Here is a 21,843-nt window from a genome sequence, read left to right as displayed (position 1 = left end):
TAAAATAGTGTTATTCAACAAATATAAATTAACTTGCTTTAGAAAAATAACTAATGGTATAAACGCAATATGTATCAATTACATAGTATTAAATCCTTAAAAGACAATTATATTTGGATTCTAACTAATCCTAATAATCAAGCTGTGATTATAGATCCTGGCGAAGCTGAACCTGTGATTAATTATATTAATAAACATCAATTATTACCCCTTGGAATTTTAATTACTCATCACCATAACGATCACACTGGTGGGGTATATGAATTAAAAAATCAATATCAAAATATTGAAGTCTACGGCCCTAGCGAAATTGATTTACCAATTAATTATCTTATTAATCAAAACAGCGTTTGTATTGGTGATTTTAATTTTACTGTCATTGCTGTACCAGGGCATACTCTTGGTCATTTAGTATATTACTGTAAGCCTTTTTTGTTTTCTGGAGATACTTTATTTTCAGCGGGTTGCGGTAGAGTTTTTGAAGGTACTTATCAGCAAATGTTAGATTCGCTAAATCATTTAAAAAAACTACCTAACGATACTTTAGTTTGTGCAGGGCATGAATATACTCTATCCAATTTAGCATTTGCCTCTCAAATGCTAACCGATGATGAAAACATCAAAAGCTACTTAAATTCGATTTCAAAACAATCGCAAACATTACCGTCTATTTTATCTAAAGAAAAACAAATTAATTTATTTTTGCGATGCCATGAAAATCAATTGCAAAATAAATTCAATTTTAACAATGAATTAGATTTGTTTGTTTTTTTTAGGAGCCAAAAAGACATTTTTTAGGTATAATATTTAACTCAATTTAGATGAAAACTTACGAACCAATGAAAAAGTTATTAATATTTACAGCGTTATGTTTGTTTTTAATCGCATGCCAACATAATGGACCGCGATATAATCCTATAGTTAAAATAAAGTATTCCAGAAACACAGCTAATAATATAAATAGTTCTCGTAATTATGCATCTATCACGCAAAATCCATGGCAATATATGCTTAATCAGATTGACGCATATATTCCAGAAAATAGTCGCGTTAATGCAGAGAGAGAACGATTATTACGTAATCCTAAAGGATTTGAAACGATTGCCTCACGTTCAGAGCCTTATGTCTATTACATAATAAATCAACTTCGTAAAAATAATCTACCTGCTGAACTAGCTTTAATTCCTCTTATTGAAAGTGCTTATGACCCACTTGCAACATCATCAGCACAAGCAGCGGGACTATGGCAATTTGTTCCAATTACAGCTAAAGAATACGGGCTACAACAAAGTAGTTCATTTGATGCTCGTCGAGATCTTATTGCATCCACTAACTCGGCTATTTCTTTGTTACAAAATTTAAATAACCGCTTTAACGGTGATTGGTTATTAACTTTGGCGGCTTATAATGCAGGTGAAGGTCGAGTAAGAAGAGCCATTGAAAAAAATCAGGCTAAAGGTTTACCAACTAATTATTGGTCACTAGAATTGCCGACAGAAACTATGCATTATGTTCCTAAAATTTTGGCAATTATTGATATTGTTAAGAATAATAAACGATATGGAATTAAATTACCTGATTGTAATTATGAAAACTCACTTGTTAGAATTGATATATCTAAAAATATTTCATTAGCTAAAATTGCTAAATACTCTAAGTTATCGCTTGATGAGTTAACAACATATAATGCAGGGTATGTGCAACAAACAGTAAATGGTCCTTTCCATTTGCTTGTTCCTTATGCTCATGCGGCAGATTTATTTAAAAAATTACAAGAAGATAACCTTGTTGTCAATGAGGTTACAGAACTTCTACAAGATACTCCTCGTACTAATATGCCATTTGAATTTAAATCTGGCTTTATGCAAAACAATAGTATTGCACGTAAAGAGAGTTTTTCTAGAAATGTGAAAAAGATTGCCTATCTTGTCAAAGCAGGTGATAGCCTTTACTCCATCGCTCAAAGTTATCGTGTAAAGATTACCGATATATTGCAGTGGAATAATCTTAAGAATTCTAAAGTACAAGAAGGCGATATCTTAACAATCAATCTTGCTAATGCAAATCCAATCTAAAATTGACTAATAGAGGATTATGATCTGAAGCTGTTGTACTAATGATTTCAGCAGCATTAAGTTGTAATCCTCGATAAAAAACAAAATCAAGTGGTCTTCCCATAAATGTTTTTCGAATATCCACAGGAAAATTAACAGGCTTTAGCTCAATTGAGCGCACAAGATGATACAACAAATTTAGTCGCTGTTTGCTCCATGCATTAAAATCCCCAGCTAAAATAACTGGACCGTTATGCTCTTTTATTCGAATTAATAACATACGTATTTGTTGGCGGTAGGCTTTTACACCAATACTGAAATTTACAGCATGAACATTCGCAACTAATAATTGCTTTTTAGAATTGTTGATAGGATAAATAGTAATTAAAGCAGATTTAGGGACACGAATTAATGGCTCTCTTTCTCTGAAAGAAAAAAGAGAAGCTGGTAATACATCTGAAATTGTCATTACGCCAGCATAAATATCGTTAAAACAATATGCTGGAACATGATCGGCAATTTTATTATGTTGTGAAATAAAATTAAGTAACGGTGATGTGGTTTGAGCTTCTTGTAATAAAATCAGTTTAGTTTTATCAGCATGTTGTTTAAGAATATCGATACAATCAGCTTTTTTTTGTTTAAAAATATTCCAAACTAAAACCGAAAAGGAAGTTTGATCGATTAACGGCTTATTTACTATGATTGGTTGATTAGGCAAGATTAACTCAACTTCATTACTTGCCTGATATCGTAATGTATAATGTCGTTTTTTAAACATCTTTTCCGTTCAATTTATTCTTCAAATATTCATCAAAAGATAAAGTATCACTCTGCTCTTTTTTGTTCTGTTTTTCAATAGATAAATTACGTTGTTGAACAAAATCGCCATCAGTTAATAATGCTAAAGGCTCAGCAATAAGCTGTTTTCTATATTGACTTGCTAAAGCTAAACCAAATTTTTCCGTGCCTAAATCACTTATTGCTTGCAATGTTCTTGCTGATAAAGTTAATTCAGGTTGATCAAACATTAACTCTAAATGCTCGCAGACAGTGCGATAGCTTCTTTCATCGTCTTGATGATCTAAAACATCAGCAACACGCAATAAGTCTTTAAATAATTCATGCCCAACTTTAGCCAAAGGCTCTCGATAGCTATCACACCCCATACCAATTTCAAGCCCTGGTTTTCGACCCTCCATAATGACTCTATTCCAATTTAGTTTAGCACATTCAAGCTCTTGGCTACTCATTTCAGGAGCAGGTGCTAATGCACACCAAATTAAGAAAAGATCAATAAAGCGTATTTGCTCTTCGGTAATACCCACCGGTGAAAAAGGATTAACATCTAATGCTCGCACTTCAATATACTCAATACCACCACGCAAAAGAGCATCTGACGGTGACTCCCCTGCCATTGGTACTCGTTTAGGTCGAATTGGTGCATAAAACTCATTTTCAATTTGTAAAACATTGTCATTTAATTGGCGATAGTGACCATCAACCTTAATACCTAACTTAGCAAATTCTGCTGACTTAGTATGAGTTGCACGTTTTAGGCCTTCAACATAGGTATCTAAATGATTAAACGTAATACCAAGCTGTTTTTGTGCATTATTTGTATACCCTATGTCACTTAATCTTAATGAGGTTGCATAAGGTAAATAACAGTTTCCATTAGTCTGCTCAATAAATGCTTTAGCTTTTTGTGGATCTTGAATAAATGAAGAACACATCGATGGCGATGCACCAAATAAATAAGGAATAACCCAACCGAAACGATAATAATTGCGAATTAGCGTAAAATAGCCCTCCGAAATGACCACTTTACCTTCTTCGGTATTTTTTACTCCATCTCTTGCTTGCCAAAATGCAGTGGGCAATGAAAAATTATAATGAACACCCGAAATTGTCTGCATCATTGCGCCATAACGGTTTTTTAACCCTTCTCGGTAAACTGTTTTAAAGCGTCCTTCATTTGAGGTACCATATTTCGCAAGAATAATATCTTCTTCATTAGCAACAAAACAAGGCATGCTTAAAGGCCATATCATTTCATCACCGATATTTACACTAGCATAACGATGCAAATCGCGCAAAAATGTCAACATATAGTCAATATTGCTATTAACGGGGGTAATAAACTCTAACATTGATTCGGCAAAATCAGTCGTTATCCACGGATGAGTTAATGCTGCCCCAATTTTTGGCGGAAATGACGTTTTTGACAATGACCCATCAGGCAAAATGCGTAAAGTTTCACGTTCAAGACCTCGTTGAATACCTTGTAAAATGGTATAGTGTTTTTCTAACCAACTAAGTGCTTTTGAGACATCAGGAATCATAATCTTGCTTTTCCTACATTAAGTTTTTATAAGGTTAATATTATCATAATTTACTCGTTACTATAGATCATTTTGGCATTTTGTGAATGGCTAAAATAAATAACACGTGTTGTAGAAATAAAATAAAAAATAATGCTACCTATTATCAATAGTTAAAACTATCGAGATAAATTTTTATCTATTGCATAGATAGTATTTACTAATCATAACAATGACCTTATTAAACTGGTACTAATTAGTGTAGCCTGTCTATGGTTATGTACTTAAGGTTTGAGGATATTGACATGAACACATTGTTTTCGACATATAGCCACTTTTTTGGTATTAACATTAAGAGAAATAAAGCAATAGAAATTAGAAAAGCCATAATTCATAATTTTAGAAAGCCTTTTATAAAAAAAGATATAAAAACGCATCGTCCCTTATGGAGCCAATATATTGCGCCTCAAGGGGCAATTGATATTAATAATCTTGATATAGATAAAAACATATCGGGTTATGTGTTAATTGATGGAAAAGGCAACAATCTACATCTATTTTTATCTTCTTTAGAAAAGTTTTTATCCTATCTTGAAAATAGAAATGATGGGATATTTCGGCCCATTTATTTTGTAAATAAAGATTTTACTTTTTGCCTTGCTGAAAATGGAGAACGTGGTTCAATGAGGCCAATTTATGTTTATAAAGGTACGATAATCTAAAATTAATAAAAAATAATTATCAATTTGGGCATTAAGGCACAACTACTATTACCTATATATCAATATAGGAATCAAATGTATTATGTGGCAATGAACCAAGAAATATCCGATTTGAATCATTCCACAATGATTAATTGATAGTAATAGACTTGCTCGTTTGCTTCTCAATCATTTGCCGTGCAAATACGATACCACCTACCCCAACGTCTTGTTAAAGCAATCAGTGCTCCATAGGTGGTTCAATAAATTAGAGACAACTGCATGAACTGGGATTATCGCTGTTTTATATTTAAATTTACGATTAGGTTGTCGCTTTACTACATAAAACTGGCGATTTAAAAAACTTGTTGGCTATGCTTTTTAAAACCAAAATTTAGATGATGCCAATAGTTACACCTAGCATTTATTCAACAACTCTAGCGCTGAACTTATGGAAAAATTAAAGCTTTTTATCTTCATGTGCACTCTTTTTTTTCAACAAAATTAAAACTTCCATATGAGCAGTATGTGGGAACATATCAAATAATTGCGATTTAGTAATTTGATAATTATTTAACCATTTTAAATCTTCAACAAGTGAAGATAAGTTACAACTTGAATACATAATATAATTAGGTGACATTTGTTCTAAATACTGTGAAAGCATTTTGCCAGCTCCCCGCCGTGGCGGATTTAGCAATACTAAATCAGGAATCTTTTGTTCAGCAATAGCATACTGGGTAGCATCAAGCGATTTAAAAATTAACTGTTTAAACCCCAGATTATTAGCAGATTTTGTTGCACACTCAATTGCATCTGGGCTAATTTCAATCCCTGTTAATTGAATGTTTTTCTTTATTCCTTGGCTGACACAACTTAATCCAAAACCACCTACGCCACAAAACAGATCCCAAATAGAATAGATAGGTAAATTTGTAATCCAGTCACTTGCTGTTTTATAAAGATTGCTGGCAACATCAGTATTAGTTTGAAAAAAGCTTTTAGGTTTAATAAAAAGAGGAACACCATTTAAGGTCATGGGTAGGAATGGGCTCTTTGTTAAAACTAACTCTTCGTCGCCTTCTAATATTGCCGCATGATTAGGTTGTATATTTATTGATACCACCAATAAGTTTTGAATTTTTTCTTGTAATTGTTTGAAAGAATTATTTATTTTATCAACAAACTTGTGCGATTTTAAAATAAATCGGATCATAAAACAGATTTTATCATCTATTTTACTTTCGGTAATGATAACAAATTTTAACTCCCCTTTCCGCTTATTGATGTTATAAGGCACAAGCCCTTGTTTACGGATGAAAGTTCGAACCAGTTTTAAAATATTTTGCATACTATTTGAGTAAAGAGGACAATCACATAAATCGACCATCTCATTTTCCGTTTGTATACCCAAAATAGGTTTTTCAACAGTACCTAGCACCGCCATTTTTGCTTTATTACGAAAAGCGGTTTCATGGCTAGCAAATGGTTCTTTGACGTCGGTTGGTTTAAACTGATTTAATTGTTGTAACAGCTTATTTTGTTTTTCGGCTAATTGTATGTGATATGGGCGGTCTAACCACTGGCAAGAAAAACATTTTTTTTGCTGATAAAAACGACATTGCATTAATATAAAAACCTTTTTTATAATGAATTGTTCTGGATTGGATTCATTCTAATAGATAAGTATTCTTTTTTTATTTTATACTAAAACATATTGCTGCTTGAAACTTTTTTATAAAAATATTAAGTAAAATACCCATTTAATCCGCTAGTATGATTTGACGAAATAGCGGTGTATGATAGGATATTGTCATTACTATTACAGGAAGAATTTAATGTCTATTAAGTTAAAAACCCCCGCAGAAATCGAAAAAATGCGCATAGCTGGTAAGCTGGCGGCTGAAGTTTTAGAAATGATTGAAGCCTATGTAAAACCAGGCATTAGTACAGGTGAATTAGATAAAATTTGTTACGATTATATTATCAACGTACAAAAAGCCGTGCCTGCTAATATTGGTTACCATGGTTATCAACACACGAGCTGTATTTCAATTAATGATGTTGTTTGCCATGGCATCCCGAGTTTTGATAAAAAGCTGAAAGATGGTGATATTTTAAATATCGATGTGACTGTTATCAAAGATGGTTTTCATGGTGATACCTCTAGAATGTATATTGCAGGAAAGCCAACAATTGCAGGTGAAAAGCTATGCCAAGTTACACAAGAAAGTCTCTACGAAGCAATTAAAATCATAAAACCAGGTATTCGTTTAAAAGAAATTGGTAAAACGATACAAAAGTATGTAGATAAGTTCGGTTTCTCATCGGTACGTGAATATTGTGGCCATGGAATTGGTGAAGTCTATCATGACGAACCACAAGTTTTACATTATGATGCAGATGATGGCGGTGTCATTTTAAAACCAGGTATGACCTTTACGATTGAACCTATGGTAAATACTGGTGACTGGCGCACTCGAACCATGAAAGATGGTTGGACTGTCAAAACGAAAGATCATGGTCTTTCTGCGCAATATGAACATACCATTTTAGTGACAGACAATGGTGTTGAAGTGTTGACGCTACGTAGCAACGAAGATTTTCCTCGTATTATTGAACACTAAGTAAAAAAAGATTCAACAATATGTTATTGTTGAATCTCCCCATTTTATAAATCTCTATCTATAATATTTATATTAGCGTTTTTTTGCGCTAACTTTTTATTTAACTCATCTATTTTACTTCTATGTATATCTTTTTTCAGAGATTTAATATAAGCAGCACAGGAAATTGCAGTCCCCTGATTTGTACTTAACAACATTATCAGCAATCTCTTAAAAATTCGTTCTAATTTAAATTTCATAGCGCTTAGTTTTTAATACAATAATGTGTATAACTTGCGTCGATAACCGCTTGCTAGTGGATTACTTGTACCTAGTGCTGCAAGTAAATCAAGTAACGCTTTTTTTAACTGTCCGTCACCAGCATTAAGATCTTTAGTTAATGGGTTAAAAAGCAATTCAAGTGCTTCCTCATGGCGGCCTACCGACATTAATTGTGACGCTAATTGAATCATAAGTTCAATATTGCCTGGTTGCTTGGCTAGTTGATTTTGTAACTGCTGAAGCTCTGGCGAATTAGCCGCTTGTTCAAGCAGTTCGATCTCTGCTTGCAAACTATGATAATCAGCACCTTGATCTTGCAAAGGGATGGTTGCAAGCACTTCTTTTGCTTCGCTTAATTGTTTTAATTGTATATACGCTTTTATCAACAATAGTGCAATATCAGTTCTTGGCTTACCTAGATGGTCAGTTAACGATTTCCACGTCTCTTTTAATAAAGGCAAAGCTTCTTGATATTTTTTTTCATTAAATAAATTTTGTGCTTCAACTAACTTAAGTTCATCCTCATTCGGCAGCACTTTTTTTAGAAAATCATTAATTGCTTCCTCAGGTTGTGGCCCCTGAAATCCATCAACAGGTTGCCCATTTTGAAATAAGTAAACGGTTGGGATCGCTCGTAATCCAAATTGAGCTGCGAGCATTTGTTGCTCATCACAGTTAACACTCGCTAAAATAAATTGCCCATGATGTTGATTAGCTAATTTAGTTAATATTTGAGTCATCGCCTCATAATTTGGACTTCTTGCTGACCAAAAATAAAACAACACGGGAGATTGAGATGATCGTTCAATCACCTCTTGAATATTTTGCTCATTAACATCAAAAATAAATTGATTTTGCATATTATGTCCTAGGGATATGATCGGTTATTACTTGTTGTTTAGAATTTTATCCATTAATCTATCAGGAAGCAAACGTTTAGCAATAGCTGCTATCTTAGTTATTTTTGTTACCCTGTAACGGATTTTTGGCTTAGCGTGCTCTAACGCATGATATAAATAAGGTAAAATGGCTTCAGGCGGTAAAGTGAACCGTTTAGCTATAGGCGGATTTTTTACAATTTTTTCCTTTTCAACCTGATTAACATTATTCGAAAAGTAAGTTTTTAATGGTCCTGGCTCAATTAAACAAACCTTGATATTGGTCTTAGCCAATTCCAGCCTTAATACATCAGACCACGCTTCTAATGCATATTTACTCGCTGAATAAGCCCCTCGCCCAGGCGTTGCAACTATTCCAACAATAGAACTTGTTTGAATAATACGCCCTTCATTTTGTGCCAGCATGGCAGGAAGTAATAATTGCGTCAACTGATGTACACCAAAAAAATTCGTAGAGAATTGAGATTCTAATTGTTCACGGCTGATCGTGTTTAATCGTCCATAAACACCAAAACCGGCATTATTAAATAACGCATATAATTTACCTTCTGTTAAGGCTATAACCGTTTGGGCAGCTTGTTTAACTGATTCTGGATTATCAAGATCAAGCAACACTGTTTCAAACCCTTGCTCGATAAGTTTTTGCTGATCTGATAATTTTCGACACGACGCTATAACACGATAACCGCGTTTTTTTAATGCAATTGCCGAAATAAGCCCTATTCCACTTGAGCACCCTGTGATAAAAATTGTTCGCAATTTCAGCTCCGATTGATTCATATATTGTCAAATTTATCTTCTCAAATTATGATAGCACATCTAAATTAAAGTTACCCAAAAGCCCAGAGGATCGTATGAAAATCGCCATTATTGCAGCCATGGAAGAAGAAGTCGCCATTTTAAAAAGTAAAATCACCAATTATCATGTTGAGCACTATTTAGGTTGTGATTTTCACTGTGGGCAAATTGCGGGCTGTGACATTGTGTTACTGCAATCAGGTATTGGTAAAGTCGCTGCAGCATCAGGAACAACATTATTATTAAACAATTATAAAGTTGATGCCGTTATCAATACAGGGTCGGCTGGCGGGCTATCTTCTAGCCTCAATATTGGTGATATTATTGTTTCAAAAGATGTTTTTTACCATGATGTTGATTTAACCGCTTTTGGCTACAAACCAGGGCAAATGTCTGGTTGCCCTGTGGCATTTGCCGCAGAGCCTAAATACCAATCATTAGCTAAAAATTGTATCGAAAAACACAGCGTTAATGCAATTGAAGGCTCTATTGGTAGTGGCGATGCATTTATCAATGGTAAAAGCAATTTGGCAAGAATAAAACAAACTTTCCCTCATGCCATTGCTGTTGAAATGGAAGCAGCTGCCATTGGGCATGTTTGTTGGTTATTTAAAGTACCATTTGTCGTTGTTCGAGCTATTTCAGATAATGGAGATAGTGAATCTGCTGTTGATTTTCAAGCCTTTTTAAAATTAGCCGCAAAACAATCGTCGTTGATAGTTGAAGCAATGCTAAGTGAGCTTGCGTGAATTATCTTTTCTGGTTTGACATATTAGGGACTATTGTATTTGCTATTTCTGGCGTATTATTAGCAGCCAAAAAAGAGATGGACCCCATTGGCGCTTTAGTTTTAGCTGTCATCACCGCCATTGGTGGTGGCACCATTCGCGATATAGTTTTAAATCATGGACCAATCTTTTGGATCTCTGATTCGACTGATTTGTATGTTGCTATCGTTACCTCGTTAGTGACAATGCTTTTATTACGTTATTCACCTTCAATCACGATACCTAAATGGTTATTTTCTGTATTAGATGCTATCGGGCTTGCGGTATTTGTAGGCATCGATGTGAATAAAGCCATTGACTCTAATGTAAACAGCTTAGAGCTGTGTGTATGGAGTAATGACGGGTGTTGGTGGCGGTATTCTTAGAGATGTGCTATCGAGATATTCCAATGGTATTTAAAACCGACATCTATGCTACGGCTTGCTTAATTGGCGGTATAGCTCATGTTATCACCTATAATGCACTAAAACTCCCATTGGAATATTCAACATTGATTGGTATTATTATCACGCTTATTATTCGATTATTGGCTATTTATCGTAAACTCGCTTTACCTATTATTGGATTAAGAAATATTTAAAGCTCAAATTAAGCTTACACACAACCAATAATTAAGAGCAATATTGTTTAAATAGAGATTTACGCCAGCCTGTTAATAATTCAGGCTCATTGCCCTTTTTGTCTACTTTCCATTTTACATACTGATTAATTAAACGCCGAGAAAGCAATAAATCCTCATTAAGCTTTGTTTTTAAAGAAATAGTCTGTGCTGCTTGTTTTAGTTCTTCGGTAATTTTTTTATAATCGGGGTAACTATTCACTCGACAGATAGTTGAAATTTCGGGTGTAGGGGCCGCTAAAATATCTAAAATTGCTTGCCCATATAACCGAATTTCCTTCCCCTTTACACCTAGCTTGTCAAGTTCAGCTAATGAAGTGGGCAAGTAACGAGCTATTTTCCATAATACTTCTTCACGAATCACAAAATTTAAAGCAATATCTTGCTCTTTGGCCAGTTTGTATCGCCAACTCGCTAATTTATACAATTGCCCTAAACTTTTACCTTTCAGTTGCCAACTATTTTTAATGTTTAAATAAGCATCGTTTGGATCTATAATTTCACATTTCCGATCTACTGCCATTTGACACTCTTGATAAGCTGCTTGTAAATAATGATTAGTAGTTAATTTTTCCTTTAAGATGTTGATTAATGGAAAAAGGTATAATACATCGTTAATAGCATAGTTACACTGCTTTTCAGTTAAGGGCCGTTTTAACCAATCTGTTCGGGTTTCACTCTTATCAAGCTCAACTTCTAAATATTTTTTTATCAAGCTAGCATAACCACTACTTAAAGGATTATCTAAAAAAGAAGCTAATATTTGGCTATCGATAATTGGAGCTGGCACAATACCAAAATGATGAAGAAAGACTTCGATATCCTCACTGCACGAATGAAAATATTTTTCAATTTTAGGATCATTTAACATCACTAAAAAAGGTTGCCAATCAGTAATATTAATAGGATCAATTAACGCAGCATATTTGCCATCAAACACTTGTAATAGTCCTAAGTGAGGATAAAAAGTTCGAGTCCGAACAAATTCAGTATCTAAAGCAATTGCTGAGCTATTTTCAATTTTTGAACAATAATCAGCTAACTGATCATTAGTTACAATAAGTTGATAAGGCAAAATCAAACTCCTATTAAAATATGTTTATTCTTTGTGTATGCTTTTATCAAATTCTACATCAATTACTACAATCTCAGAACGTGTCATTAGGCGAATTGGTGGCCCCCAAAACCCATACCCACTACTGACAATACTAGTAAAATGATGATCTTGATTTTGGTACAAACCATAGGTATTTTTATACATTAATTTTTCAATGAGATTGATCGGAAATATTTGTCCTGCATGGGTATGTCCAGAAATCATCAAATCAACACCTAATTCTGCTGGTTCATTAAGATCTTTGGGTTGATGATCGAGTAAAATAATTGGTGTATTGGTATCAGTAAACATAATCAAATCGGACAATGATGCCCGTTTCACATCATAGAGAAATGAAGAAAAATCGTCTCGGCCAACTATCGTGATACCTAAATCATCAAAAGAAATAATATCATCCTTTAAGACTTTCATACCAGCTTGCCTAAAAGCGTCAATAATATCTTCTTCTCGGTTATTTACTTCATTTGTCGCTAAATACTCATGATTACCGAATATGACATAAGTACCATATTTAGCTTTTAATTGTCGAAATTGCAGATCAAAATCATTTTGGATAAAAGGTTTTAAGCGTTTATCCAATGTATCTCCAGTAATAACAATAAAATCAGCATTAAGCTTATTGACATCATCAACCATTTGTTGAATAAATTGGTGTGTAGTTAACTCATTAATATGAATATCAGAAAGCTGTACAATACGTAAATGTTCGGTATTAGCTGGTTTATTTATCTTAACCTGATAATAAACAATCTTGGGGTTAATTGCCATTTCGTGACCAAAGCAAAATAATAATACTACTATAACGATATATGCAATTTTAAGCCATAGATTAGGTTTTACTTGTTTTTTACTTAGCCAACGTACAGTATCAAAAATAAGCAATACAAAAAAGCAACAAATTATTAAGCCAGTAATAATATTACAAAACAAAGGTAACCAATAAGTTGAAATACTATTCACTATTTTTAAAAAAATGAGCGATAGTCCCGCTATAAAAACAACAATCCAATAAATAAACCGACAACAACCTGTGATATAAAAATCAAACCAAAACAGCCATCGTTTTCCCAGATAGATAGTTGCTAAAACACTAACCACAAATACTATAAAAATAGTAATAAAATTGACAAACCCCATAATTATCCGAGCAGTTGAATATAAAAAAATGCTATAATAACAAAATTAATTTCTATAGTACCAATTAGTTTTATGAATATTAAAAAAGACCAATTGTTCTCAACACCGATTGATAAACTAGGCGATTGGACGTTTGATGATAAAGTTGCAGAAGTTTTTCCTGATATGGTGCAACGTTCTGTTCCTGGTTATTCTAATATAATATCAATGATCGGTATGTTAGCTGAACGATTTGTACAACCCAATTCAACAATTTATGATTTGGGTTGCTCATTAGGCGCTGCTACATTATCTATTCGTCGTCATATTACTCAAGAAAATTGCCAGATTATCGCAGTCGATAACTCCCAACCTATGGTTGAACGCTGTAAAAGGCATATTGAGTCTTATAAATCCAATACACCTGTGGATATAATATGTGATGATATTTGCAACATCAATATGCAAAATGCATCAATGGTGGTGCTCAATTTCACTTTACAGTTTTTAACCCCAAAAAAACGCCAACGTGTTTTGAATAATATCTATAACGCACTGAAACCTAATGGTATTTTAGTGCTCTCGGAAAAATTTAGCTTTAGCGATACAACAGTCGATGAATTGTTATTTAATATGCATCATGATTTTAAACGTGCTAATGGCTATAGTGAACTTGAAATCAGTCAAAAACGTAATATGTTAGAAAACGTCATGCTAACAGATACAATCCAAAAGCATAAACAGCGACTATCTGAAGCAGGTTTTAGACATATTGATACATGGTTTCAATGTTTTAATTTTGGATCTATTATTGCCATAAAATAGCCAATTAATTTCAGCGCAACTGATAAGGATGAAAAAATGATTGATTTTGGTGATTTTTACCAAATTATTGCAAAAAATAAACTTAGCCACTGGCTAGAAGTGTTGCCAGCTCAGCTCGCAAATTGGCAAAGACAAAATAGCGATAACCGCTTCAATCAATGGCTAAATAGTATTAAACACTTACCATCTAAGGCCCCTTTTCAAATTGATTTACTGCATAGTGTAACTGTCAATAGTGAATATCCTATATCTTCAGGCGAGCAACAACGAATTACCCAACTACTGAAAACCATGATGCCATGGCGTAAAGGCCCTTTTCACTTATATGGTATCGATATTGATACTGAATGGCGTTCTGATTGGAAATGGGAGCGCCTAATTAATCATATCGATAGCCTAAAAGGAAAAATTGTCTTAGATGTAGGTTGCAATAGTGGTTATCATTTATGGCGAATGATTGGTGCAGGCGCAAAACTGGCTGTTGGAATTGATCCAATGGCGCTTTATCTATGCCAATTTGAAGCTATTCGTAAACTTCTTGGCAACGATCAAAGAGCGCATTTATTGCCTTTAGGCATTGAGCAACTCCCTAAACTTAATGCTTTTGATACGGTATTTTCAATGGGAGTTTTATACCATCGTAGGTCTCCACTTGATCATTTATTCCAATTAAAAGATCAGCTAGTTGAAGGAGGCCAATTAATTCTGGAAACTTTAATTATTGATGGGGATCAACATCAAGCATTAATGCCAGGTGATCGCTATGCACAAATGCGTAATGTCTACTTTATTCCATCGGTTCCAACCATGATTAATTGGCTTAATAAATGTGGTTTTTCGGATATAAAAGTGATCGACATTTCACAAACTAGCTTAGATGAACAACGCAAAACTGAATGGATGGAATCGGATTCGCTTGCTGATTTTTTAGCTCCTGGTGATCCAACCAAAACCATTGAAGGATACCCTGCGCCAATGCGGGCTGTTTTTATCGCTAAAAAATAAGATAAATCAGTATAAAGGTAGCCACAGCTGTAATATAACATTACAGTTAAATGTGTAAAAATAACCTAAAACAAGAGTGGCTAGCTTATTACATTTTGATGAAGAATATACAGTTATCCAATGCAAAACACTTTGTAAAATTCTCTAACATATTATTAAATTAAAAGAAAGTTGGTTGGCTACCGACCAGCTTTATGATAGCAATATGTAATCTTATTACCTAAGATAAGATTATCATATTTTAAATGTATGACGTACTTACGATCATATCTAATGTCTATAATCATCTCACTCAATTATTGTTCTATTAAAATTCCTCTTATCACTTATTCATTTAAATTGGCTTAAAATTTCAGCTTAAATGGTTTGTAAAAATAAAAAGTTAGCTAATGTGCGCTGAATATTTATATTTAACTCAAACAATTAGGTATATTACAAGTAGATTTTTCATTCATATAATTATACTATATAAAGATTTTCTGGAAATTATCGCTCATTATAAAAAATAAACTGTCAGAAAATTTATAAAAGTTTTCAGAAAAATAAATGTTTAAACATAATAAATTAATTTCAAAAATTACATATTAAAAATAGGGAATAAACAATGGGATTGCTTAAACTAATCTTGCAGCTACCTTTTTATATTTTGCAAAAAATTGAGGAAATAATTAGCTATTTTATCATTTTTTTATTGGTTTTAATAAAAGGTATTTTTTGGTTATTTAGCCCAATTATTGGCGATATAAAATGGTCAACACCCAGCTGGTTACCTAATGCAAAAGCATTTTATAATAGAATTGGTTCAGCATTAAATAAAATAAAAACCTTAATTGGTGCAAGTATTATTTTTGGGTTCATTGCTTATTTTTCTGGTAATTATACTTATCATTGGTATTTAAACCGTCCTAAACCAATTGAGCCAGCTTCTATTGTTGTTAGTACCTATTATCCTAAATTGAGTGCTCCGACTACAAATCAAGACAGTTTATCGATTAAATTTATTACTGACTCACTTCGTTCTCCTGTTCCGCTAGAATCACTTAATAAAGCAGAAATAACTGAAGGTATTTCCATTTCACCAAATATTGAGGGGCGATGGAAATGGCAGAACGATTCAACCCTAATTTTTACGCCCCAAAATACAACATGGCCACTTGACACTGAATATACTATTGAACTAGATCAGGAAAAATTATTAACTGAAAATAGTAAGCTTAAAGAAAGCCATAAAACTTTTTTTTCACCTGGTTTTAATTATAATTTCAGAAATCATGGTGAACTTTATTCAGATCCAACACAACTTAATACTAGAAATGTTATTAATACAATCGAATTTAGCCATTCTGTTGATAGAGAAAGTTTTGAGAAAAACATCATTTTATCGCTTTATGAAAATAATAACTTCTTAAAAAACATCAATTTTACCGTTACCTATGGAAATAATGACAAAATTGCCTATGTAAAAAGCGCACCTATTCCTTTGCTTGATAAAGCCGGTTATTTGAAAATAACAATTAATAAAGGTGTTACTTCAACGTTAAAAGGAAGACCAATAGATTCTGATATAACAAGTACAATAAATATACCCGATAAATATCATTTAAGCGTTACCAAAACAGAGCTTACCCTAGTTGAAAAAAGTAATGAAAAAATACAACAAGTATTAATTTTATCATTAAGCCATGCGGTTAAATCAGAGGATGTATCGAAAGCTATTAAAGTCTGGAAATTACCTGAAAATCAAGGTCGCTCATATAAGGAACGATATTACAACGACAATTCTTACCGTTATGAAACAAAATTCAATGTAACGCCAGAAATACTCAAAAAAGCCATACCTTTATCAATAAAGCCAATTGATACTGAACTTACTTATCAAAACCAAATTAGTTTTGAATTTAAAACAGAACAAAATTCTGAGTTATATATTGAAGTTAATCAACCTTTATCGTCTCAAGATGGTTACTTTCTAAAAGAACAGTATCACCAAGTATTAACCGTGCCTAACTACCCAACCTATCTTGATTTTGCGGCAAAAGGATCGCTGTTATCCCTATCAGGTGAGAAGAAACTACCTATCGTTTCGCGCAACGTAGAAAATATGAAGCTAGAAATAGATCGCGTTATACCATCGCAACTTCAACATTTGGTGGCATTTAATACAAACTATGAATTTACAGATATGGATTTTGGAGAGCTTAATAATGATCATTTTGTGGAAAAATACACAGTGACTGAAAATTTTAAAGGTGCTCCAGAAGAAATTAAATACACAAATGTCGACTTAACTCGTTACTTAACAGCCAATACAAATGGCAATAAAAATCGTGGTGTTTTCTTATTAAGACTTTATGGAAAAGACAAAAAAGACGCTAAATATAAGTTTATAGCTTCTCGCTTTATTGTTGTTACCGATTTAGGTATTATAGCCAAAAAGTCGCTCGATCAATCCAATGATCTCTTTATTCAATCAATAAGCTCTGGCAAACCAATTAATGGTGCGAAAGTTTCTGTACTTGGAATGAATGGGGTCACAATTACGTCTAAAATGACTGATAGCGATGGACATGTCCGTTTTGCTCCATTGTCTGAATATTATCAAGGCATCAAACCACTTTTATACGTTGTTGAAAAAGGCCGTGACCTATCATTTTTACCAATTAAAAGTTATGAAAGGAATTTAAATCTATCTCGTTTTGATATCGGCGGTATTCGTGAAACTATCGAAGGAGGAGAATTACGAGCTCATATCTTTTCAGATCGAGGAGTTTATCGCCCTGGTGACACATTTCATATCGGTACTATCGTAAGAGCACAAAAATGGACTAATTCATTGGCAGGAGTTTCTGTAGAAGCGGAAATTTACGATCCGAAATCCAATTTAGTACTAAAAAAACCAATTGTACTGGACAAATCAGGATTTAATGAACTTAGCTATAAAACTAACTATGAATCCCCTACTGGTGATTGGTATATTAATTTATATTTAAAAAATGATGATGATGAATCGCGAATCCTATTAGGCTCAAGTTCGGTTGTAGTTCGTGAATTTGAACCAGATAAAACTGCTGTTTCTCTTAAATTATTGCCAGAAATAAAAGATGGTTGGTTAAAACCTGAAAATATCCAAGCTGAGATTAAAGCCAAAAACCTAATCGGTACTGATGCAACTAATCGTCGAGTCACAAATACATTAATTCTTGAACCATCAACACCTTATTTCAAAAAATATGAAGATTACTATTTCTACCAAAATATTTCTGGTGAAAGAAATAGTTTTAAAGTTGAATTAGATGAAAAAACAACAGATGAAAACGGTATAGTAAAACTCAATCTCAATGACAATATACAAAGCTTTGAAGGAAACTACACGCTAAGAATGTTAACCGATGTTTTTGAGCCTGATAGTGGACGAAGCGTTGCGACAACTGCAAGCACCTTTATATCACCAAATGATTATTTAGTCGGTGCAAAAGCGGATGGCAATTTAAGATATATTAACAGAGATTCAGTCCGTCATATTGATTTTATAGCGATAAATCCGACTTTAGAAAAAATAGAGTTATCTGATCTAAAACTCATTTTAATTGAAGAAAAATATCTATCGGTATTAGTTAGACAATCTTCAGGAGTTTATAAATATGAATCACGCCGTAAAGAATCGGTTCTATCTGAACAACCATTTAAGATTAATCAGGATAAAACTAGATATAAATTAGATAGTAAAAATCCTGGTAATTATATTATTCAAATCAAAAATAATAATGACGAATTACTTTACCAAGGTAAATATTCTATTGTAGGTAAAGCGAATGTTACTCGTAATTTAGACCGTAATGCGGAGCTTTCATTAAAAATTAAAGACACACAATATAATCCAGGTGATGAAATAGAAGTCTCAATCACAGCTCCTTATGTAGGTAGCGGTATTATTACTATTGAGCGTGACAAAGTGTATGCTTGGAAGTGGTTCCACACAGATACAACAAGCTCAATACAAAAAATAACCCTACCAAAAGACATTGGTGGTAATGGTTATATTAATGTCCAATTTATTCGTGATCCAAATTCAGATGAAATTTTTATGAGTCCACTTAGTTACGGTGTTATACCTTTCAAAATTTCAAATGATCAATTTAACGATAAAATCGTATTACAAGCACCATCACTAATAAAACCAGGAGATACACTATCAATTACAATACACACAAATACGCCACAAAAAGCAGTTGTATTTGCCGTAGACGAAGGGATTTTGCAAGTTTCAAATTATAAACTGAAAGATCCATTAAATAGCTTCTTACGCAAAAAAGCACTATCTGTAAGAACTTCGCAAATTCTAGATCTTATATTGCCAGAATTTCGACATTTAATAACAGTTTCAGCACCCGGTGGTGATGGTGATAATGATGATGTCTTATCAAATCATTTAAATCCATTTAAACGGAAAATAGATGAACCAATAGCTTATTGGTCAGGTATTATCGATGTCGATGGAGATAAAACCGTTGAATATAAAGTGCCTGATTATTTTAATGGAAAAATTCGTATCATGGCAGTATCGGTTGGTGACAAAACAATGGGACATACTCAAATGTCAACAACAGTACATAATGATATTGTTTTGCAACCTAACGCTCCATATTTTGCTGCACCAAATGATGAGTTTGAAGTTTCCCTAAACGTAACTAATCTTATTGAAAATATTGGTGATAAAACAATTCCTATTAATGTTAAAGTTTCAACCACTCCTAACCTATTAATCACGAGTGATAATAAAAAAACCATTGAATTGGCTAGTGGCAGAGATGGGGTTTTAAAATTTAACTTTAAAGCAACAGATAAACTTGGTAATGGCGATCTTCACTTTTCCGCCAACTATAATGATATAACAATTACTCGTGATATTAGCCTTTCAATAAGACCATTAACTGAATACAGATTAATTACCAAAATGGGAAGAATGGCAGATCATAAACAAACGTTTACTGATTTTAGAAACATGTATAGTAACTTAAGTAAACGTGAAGCTGCTGCATCTTATTCACCATTTATACTAAGTAAAGGCCTAAGTACCTATTTGCAGGATTACCCACACTACTGTTCTGAACAGATTGTAAGCCGTGCAATTCCTGTTTTAATAGCGAGTAAATATCGTGATTTTGATCTGGCTTCAAAAGAAGGAATAGCTCCATTATCAGAATTATTCCAAGTGCTGCAATCTCGCCAAAATAGTGAAGGTGCAATTGGTTTATGGTACTCAACTTATAATGTTGATCCATTTATTACATTATATGCAGTAAACTTTATGCTTGAAGCAAAAGAAATGGGCTATCAAGTTCCCCCAAAAATGCTTGATAATGCTAATAAATATTTGCAAACAATTGCTGAATCTAGTGATACTAGTACTTATGGTTTAAGAGTCCGTGCTTATGCCATCTACTTATTAACAAGGCAAAATCAAGTTACAACAAGCTATTTAGCCTCTACCATTAGCAATCTTAATCGAAAAGATGATTCATGGAAAAAAGGTATAACAGCAATGTATTTAGCTTCATCTTATAAAATGTTAAAGATGGATAAAGAAGCAAATAAATTAATCAAACCTATTTGGCAACAATTAGAAGCTGCATATGATCGTGCTTGGTGGCTAAACAACTATTATGATCCATTAGTCGTTAATGCAGGAAAAATCTATTTAATTAGCAAACATTTCCCTGAAAAAGCAAAAGATATTCCTGCACAAGCATTAGAAAATATGGTTATCATGCTGAATAAACAAAAATATACTACTCAATCAGCTGCAATGACAATATTGGCTTTAAGTAGTTATTCGCAGAGCATTGAACAATCAAATTTATCTAAAGATACTCTTGAAATTAATGCAATATCAAAAGATGGAGAAAAACAAAGAATTATTGCAAATTTAAGTGGAATTTTAGCTAAAGGTAAGTTTAATGATCAAGATGCACAATTAAGCCTAACTAATAAATCAAGCTTACCTGTTTGGTATATGTTGTTTGAACAAGGTTATGACAAAGATATCCCTAAAGAGCCAATTAAACGGGGGCTTGAAGTATATCGTGAATTTACTGATCTTGATGGCAAACCTCTTGAACAAGTCAAACTTGGCGATAAAATTAACGTAACAGTTAGAATCCGAGCACTAGCAGATGAAGGTGCAACTAATATTGCCATCGTTGATTTACTACCAGGTGGTTTTGAAGTAGTACAACAACCAATAAATTCTCAGGAAAAAGATTATGACGAATATATTCAAGATAATGAAGAATATGATGACTATGAAGAAGATGATTATGATGAAAATTATGGCTGGGTTTCACCAATTAGTATAAAAACAGGAAAACACACTTGGTATCCTGAATATACAGATGTACGTGAAGATCGTGTTATTATTTATGGTTCAACTTATAATAATAAAATACAAGAATTCACTTATCAAATAAAAGCAACTAATGTAGGAATCTATAGCATTCCACCTGCATTTGGTGAAGCAATGTATGATCGTGATATTCAAGCCGTATCAAAAGGTGGGCAAAAAATAAGTATCATTCCGTAGAATAGTTTTACAACTACTTATCCATTTTCCAAACGGGCTTAAGCCCGTTTTTTCAATATATATTGAATATATAAAAAAAGCTATGTTTTGAAACATAGCTTTTTAGCCTAGCTAAAATTTTTTCCTTTT

16 protein-coding genes and 1 pseudogene are annotated in these 21,843 nt (G+C 33.0%); 9 read left to right on the top strand and 8 right to left on the bottom strand.

The window, feature by feature from the left end; all coding sequences use genetic code 11:
* Positions 1–69: 69 nt before the first annotated feature.
* Both gloB and A9G40_RS08265 read left to right on the top strand, forming a co-directional pair.
* Positions 70–798, top strand: a complete 729-nt coding sequence (gene gloB / locus A9G40_RS08270; protein WP_065582659.1) for a hydroxyacylglutathione hydrolase — start codon at positions 70–72, stop codon at positions 796–798.
* Between the two features lie 23 nt (positions 799–821).
* On the top strand, positions 822–2,075 hold the full coding sequence (locus A9G40_RS08265; protein ID WP_065582658.1) for a transglycosylase SLT domain-containing protein: 1,254 nt from the start codon (positions 822–824) through the stop codon (positions 2,073–2,075).
* Here A9G40_RS08265 and A9G40_RS08260 read toward each other — a convergent pair.
* A complete protein-coding gene (locus A9G40_RS08260; protein ID WP_065582657.1) occupies positions 2,056–2,835 on the bottom strand; it encodes an endonuclease/exonuclease/phosphatase family protein in 780 nt (259 codons plus the stop codon). The two genes, A9G40_RS08265 and A9G40_RS08260, sit on opposite strands and share 20 nt — an antisense overlap.
* Entirely contained in the window at positions 2,828–4,399 is a 1,572-nt protein-coding gene (gene gshA / locus A9G40_RS08255) for a glutamate--cysteine ligase (RefSeq protein ID WP_065582656.1), read from the bottom strand. The genes A9G40_RS08260 and gshA overlap by 8 nt, the downstream gene beginning before the upstream one ends.
* Before the next feature lie 284 nt (positions 4,400–4,683).
* Between gshA and A9G40_RS08250 the strand changes: the two genes are divergently transcribed.
* Positions 4,684–5,100 carry a hypothetical protein gene (locus tag A9G40_RS08250; protein WP_065582655.1) on the top strand — a complete coding sequence of 139 codons (417 nt, stop codon included), beginning with the start codon at positions 4,684–4,686 and terminating at the stop codon, positions 5,098–5,100.
* A gap of 439 nt (positions 5,101–5,539) precedes the next feature.
* Here A9G40_RS08250 and rlmC read toward each other — a convergent pair whose 3' ends face one another.
* Positions 5,540–6,706, bottom strand: coding sequence for a 23S rRNA (uracil(747)-C(5))-methyltransferase RlmC (gene rlmC, locus A9G40_RS08245; protein ID WP_065582654.1), 1,167 nt, complete (start codon positions 6,704–6,706; stop codon positions 5,540–5,542).
* 211 nt (positions 6,707–6,917) lie between these two features.
* Here rlmC and map point away from each other — a divergent pair, with 211 nt between their 5' ends.
* Positions 6,918–7,706, top strand: coding sequence for a type I methionyl aminopeptidase (gene map, locus A9G40_RS08240; protein WP_065582653.1), 789 nt, complete (start codon positions 6,918–6,920; stop codon positions 7,704–7,706).
* A 44-nt stretch (positions 7,707–7,750) separates the two neighbouring features.
* On the opposite strand, the gene A9G40_RS14725 is transcribed toward map, so the two are convergent.
* The 3 genes from A9G40_RS14725 to A9G40_RS08230 are packed head-to-tail and all read right to left on the bottom strand — an operon-like array spanning position 7,751 to position 9,646.
* Positions 7,751–7,945, bottom strand: coding sequence for a hypothetical protein (locus tag A9G40_RS14725; protein WP_075538717.1), 195 nt, complete (start codon positions 7,943–7,945; stop codon positions 7,751–7,753).
* A 12-nt stretch (positions 7,946–7,957) separates the two neighbouring features.
* Entirely contained in the window at positions 7,958–8,827 is an 870-nt protein-coding gene (locus tag A9G40_RS08235; RefSeq protein ID WP_065566975.1) for a co-chaperone YbbN, read from the bottom strand.
* A 27-nt stretch (positions 8,828–8,854) separates the two neighbouring features.
* Positions 8,855–9,646, bottom strand: coding sequence for an SDR family oxidoreductase (locus A9G40_RS08230; RefSeq protein ID WP_065582652.1), 792 nt, complete (start codon positions 9,644–9,646; stop codon positions 8,855–8,857).
* Between the two features lie 74 nt (positions 9,647–9,720).
* Between A9G40_RS08230 and mtnN the strand changes: the two genes are divergently transcribed.
* Both mtnN and A9G40_RS15310 read left to right on the top strand, forming a co-directional pair.
* The gene (gene mtnN / locus A9G40_RS08225) at positions 9,721–10,413 is read left to right on the top strand and encodes a 5'-methylthioadenosine/S-adenosylhomocysteine nucleosidase (protein WP_065582651.1); all 693 of its coding nucleotides are present in this window, start codon (positions 9,721–9,723) and stop codon (positions 10,411–10,413) included.
* Positions 10,410–11,032 (top strand): annotated as a pseudogene (locus A9G40_RS15310) (TRIC cation channel family protein). The gene mtnN and the pseudogene A9G40_RS15310 overlap by 4 nt, the downstream one beginning before the upstream one ends.
* Before the next feature lie 31 nt (positions 11,033–11,063).
* Here A9G40_RS15310 and rnd read toward each other — a convergent pair.
* Together rnd and A9G40_RS08210 are read right to left on the bottom strand one after the other, a co-directional pair.
* The gene (gene rnd / locus A9G40_RS08215; RefSeq protein ID WP_065582650.1) at positions 11,064–12,146 is read right to left on the bottom strand and encodes a ribonuclease D; all 1,083 of its coding nucleotides are present in this window, start codon (positions 12,144–12,146) and stop codon (positions 11,064–11,066) included.
* 24 nt (positions 12,147–12,170) lie between these two features.
* Positions 12,171–13,325, bottom strand: coding sequence for a metallophosphoesterase (locus A9G40_RS08210; RefSeq protein ID WP_065582649.1), 1,155 nt, complete (start codon positions 13,323–13,325; stop codon positions 12,171–12,173).
* 72 nt (positions 13,326–13,397) lie between these two features.
* On the opposite strand from A9G40_RS08210, the gene cmoA reads away from it, so the two are divergent.
* The 3 genes from cmoA to A9G40_RS08195 all read left to right on the top strand — a co-directional run bounded on the left by cmoA (position 13,398) and on the right by A9G40_RS08195 (position 21,714).
* Positions 13,398–14,129, top strand: a complete 732-nt coding sequence (cmoA, locus tag A9G40_RS08205) for a carboxy-S-adenosyl-L-methionine synthase CmoA (RefSeq protein WP_065582648.1) — start codon at positions 13,398–13,400, stop codon at positions 14,127–14,129.
* 36 nt (positions 14,130–14,165) lie between these two features.
* Entirely contained in the window at positions 14,166–15,134 is a 969-nt protein-coding gene (gene cmoB / locus A9G40_RS08200; RefSeq protein ID WP_065582647.1) for a tRNA 5-methoxyuridine(34)/uridine 5-oxyacetic acid(34) synthase CmoB, read from the top strand.
* Positions 15,135–15,738: 604 nt separating this feature from the next.
* Positions 15,739–21,714 carry an alpha-2-macroglobulin family protein gene (locus A9G40_RS08195; RefSeq protein WP_065582646.1) on the top strand — a complete coding sequence of 1,992 codons (5,976 nt, stop codon included), beginning with the start codon at positions 15,739–15,741 and terminating at the stop codon, positions 21,712–21,714.
* Positions 21,715–21,843: the final 129 nt, after the last annotated feature.

The sequence above is a fragment of the Gilliamella sp. Nev3-1 genome, from assembly GCF_001690435.1.
Lineage (GTDB): Bacteria > Pseudomonadota > Gammaproteobacteria > Enterobacterales > Orbaceae > Gilliamella > Gilliamella apicola_C.
The sequence above is the reverse complement of the archived record's forward strand: the minus strand, read 5'-3'. Positions and strand labels throughout refer to the sequence as shown.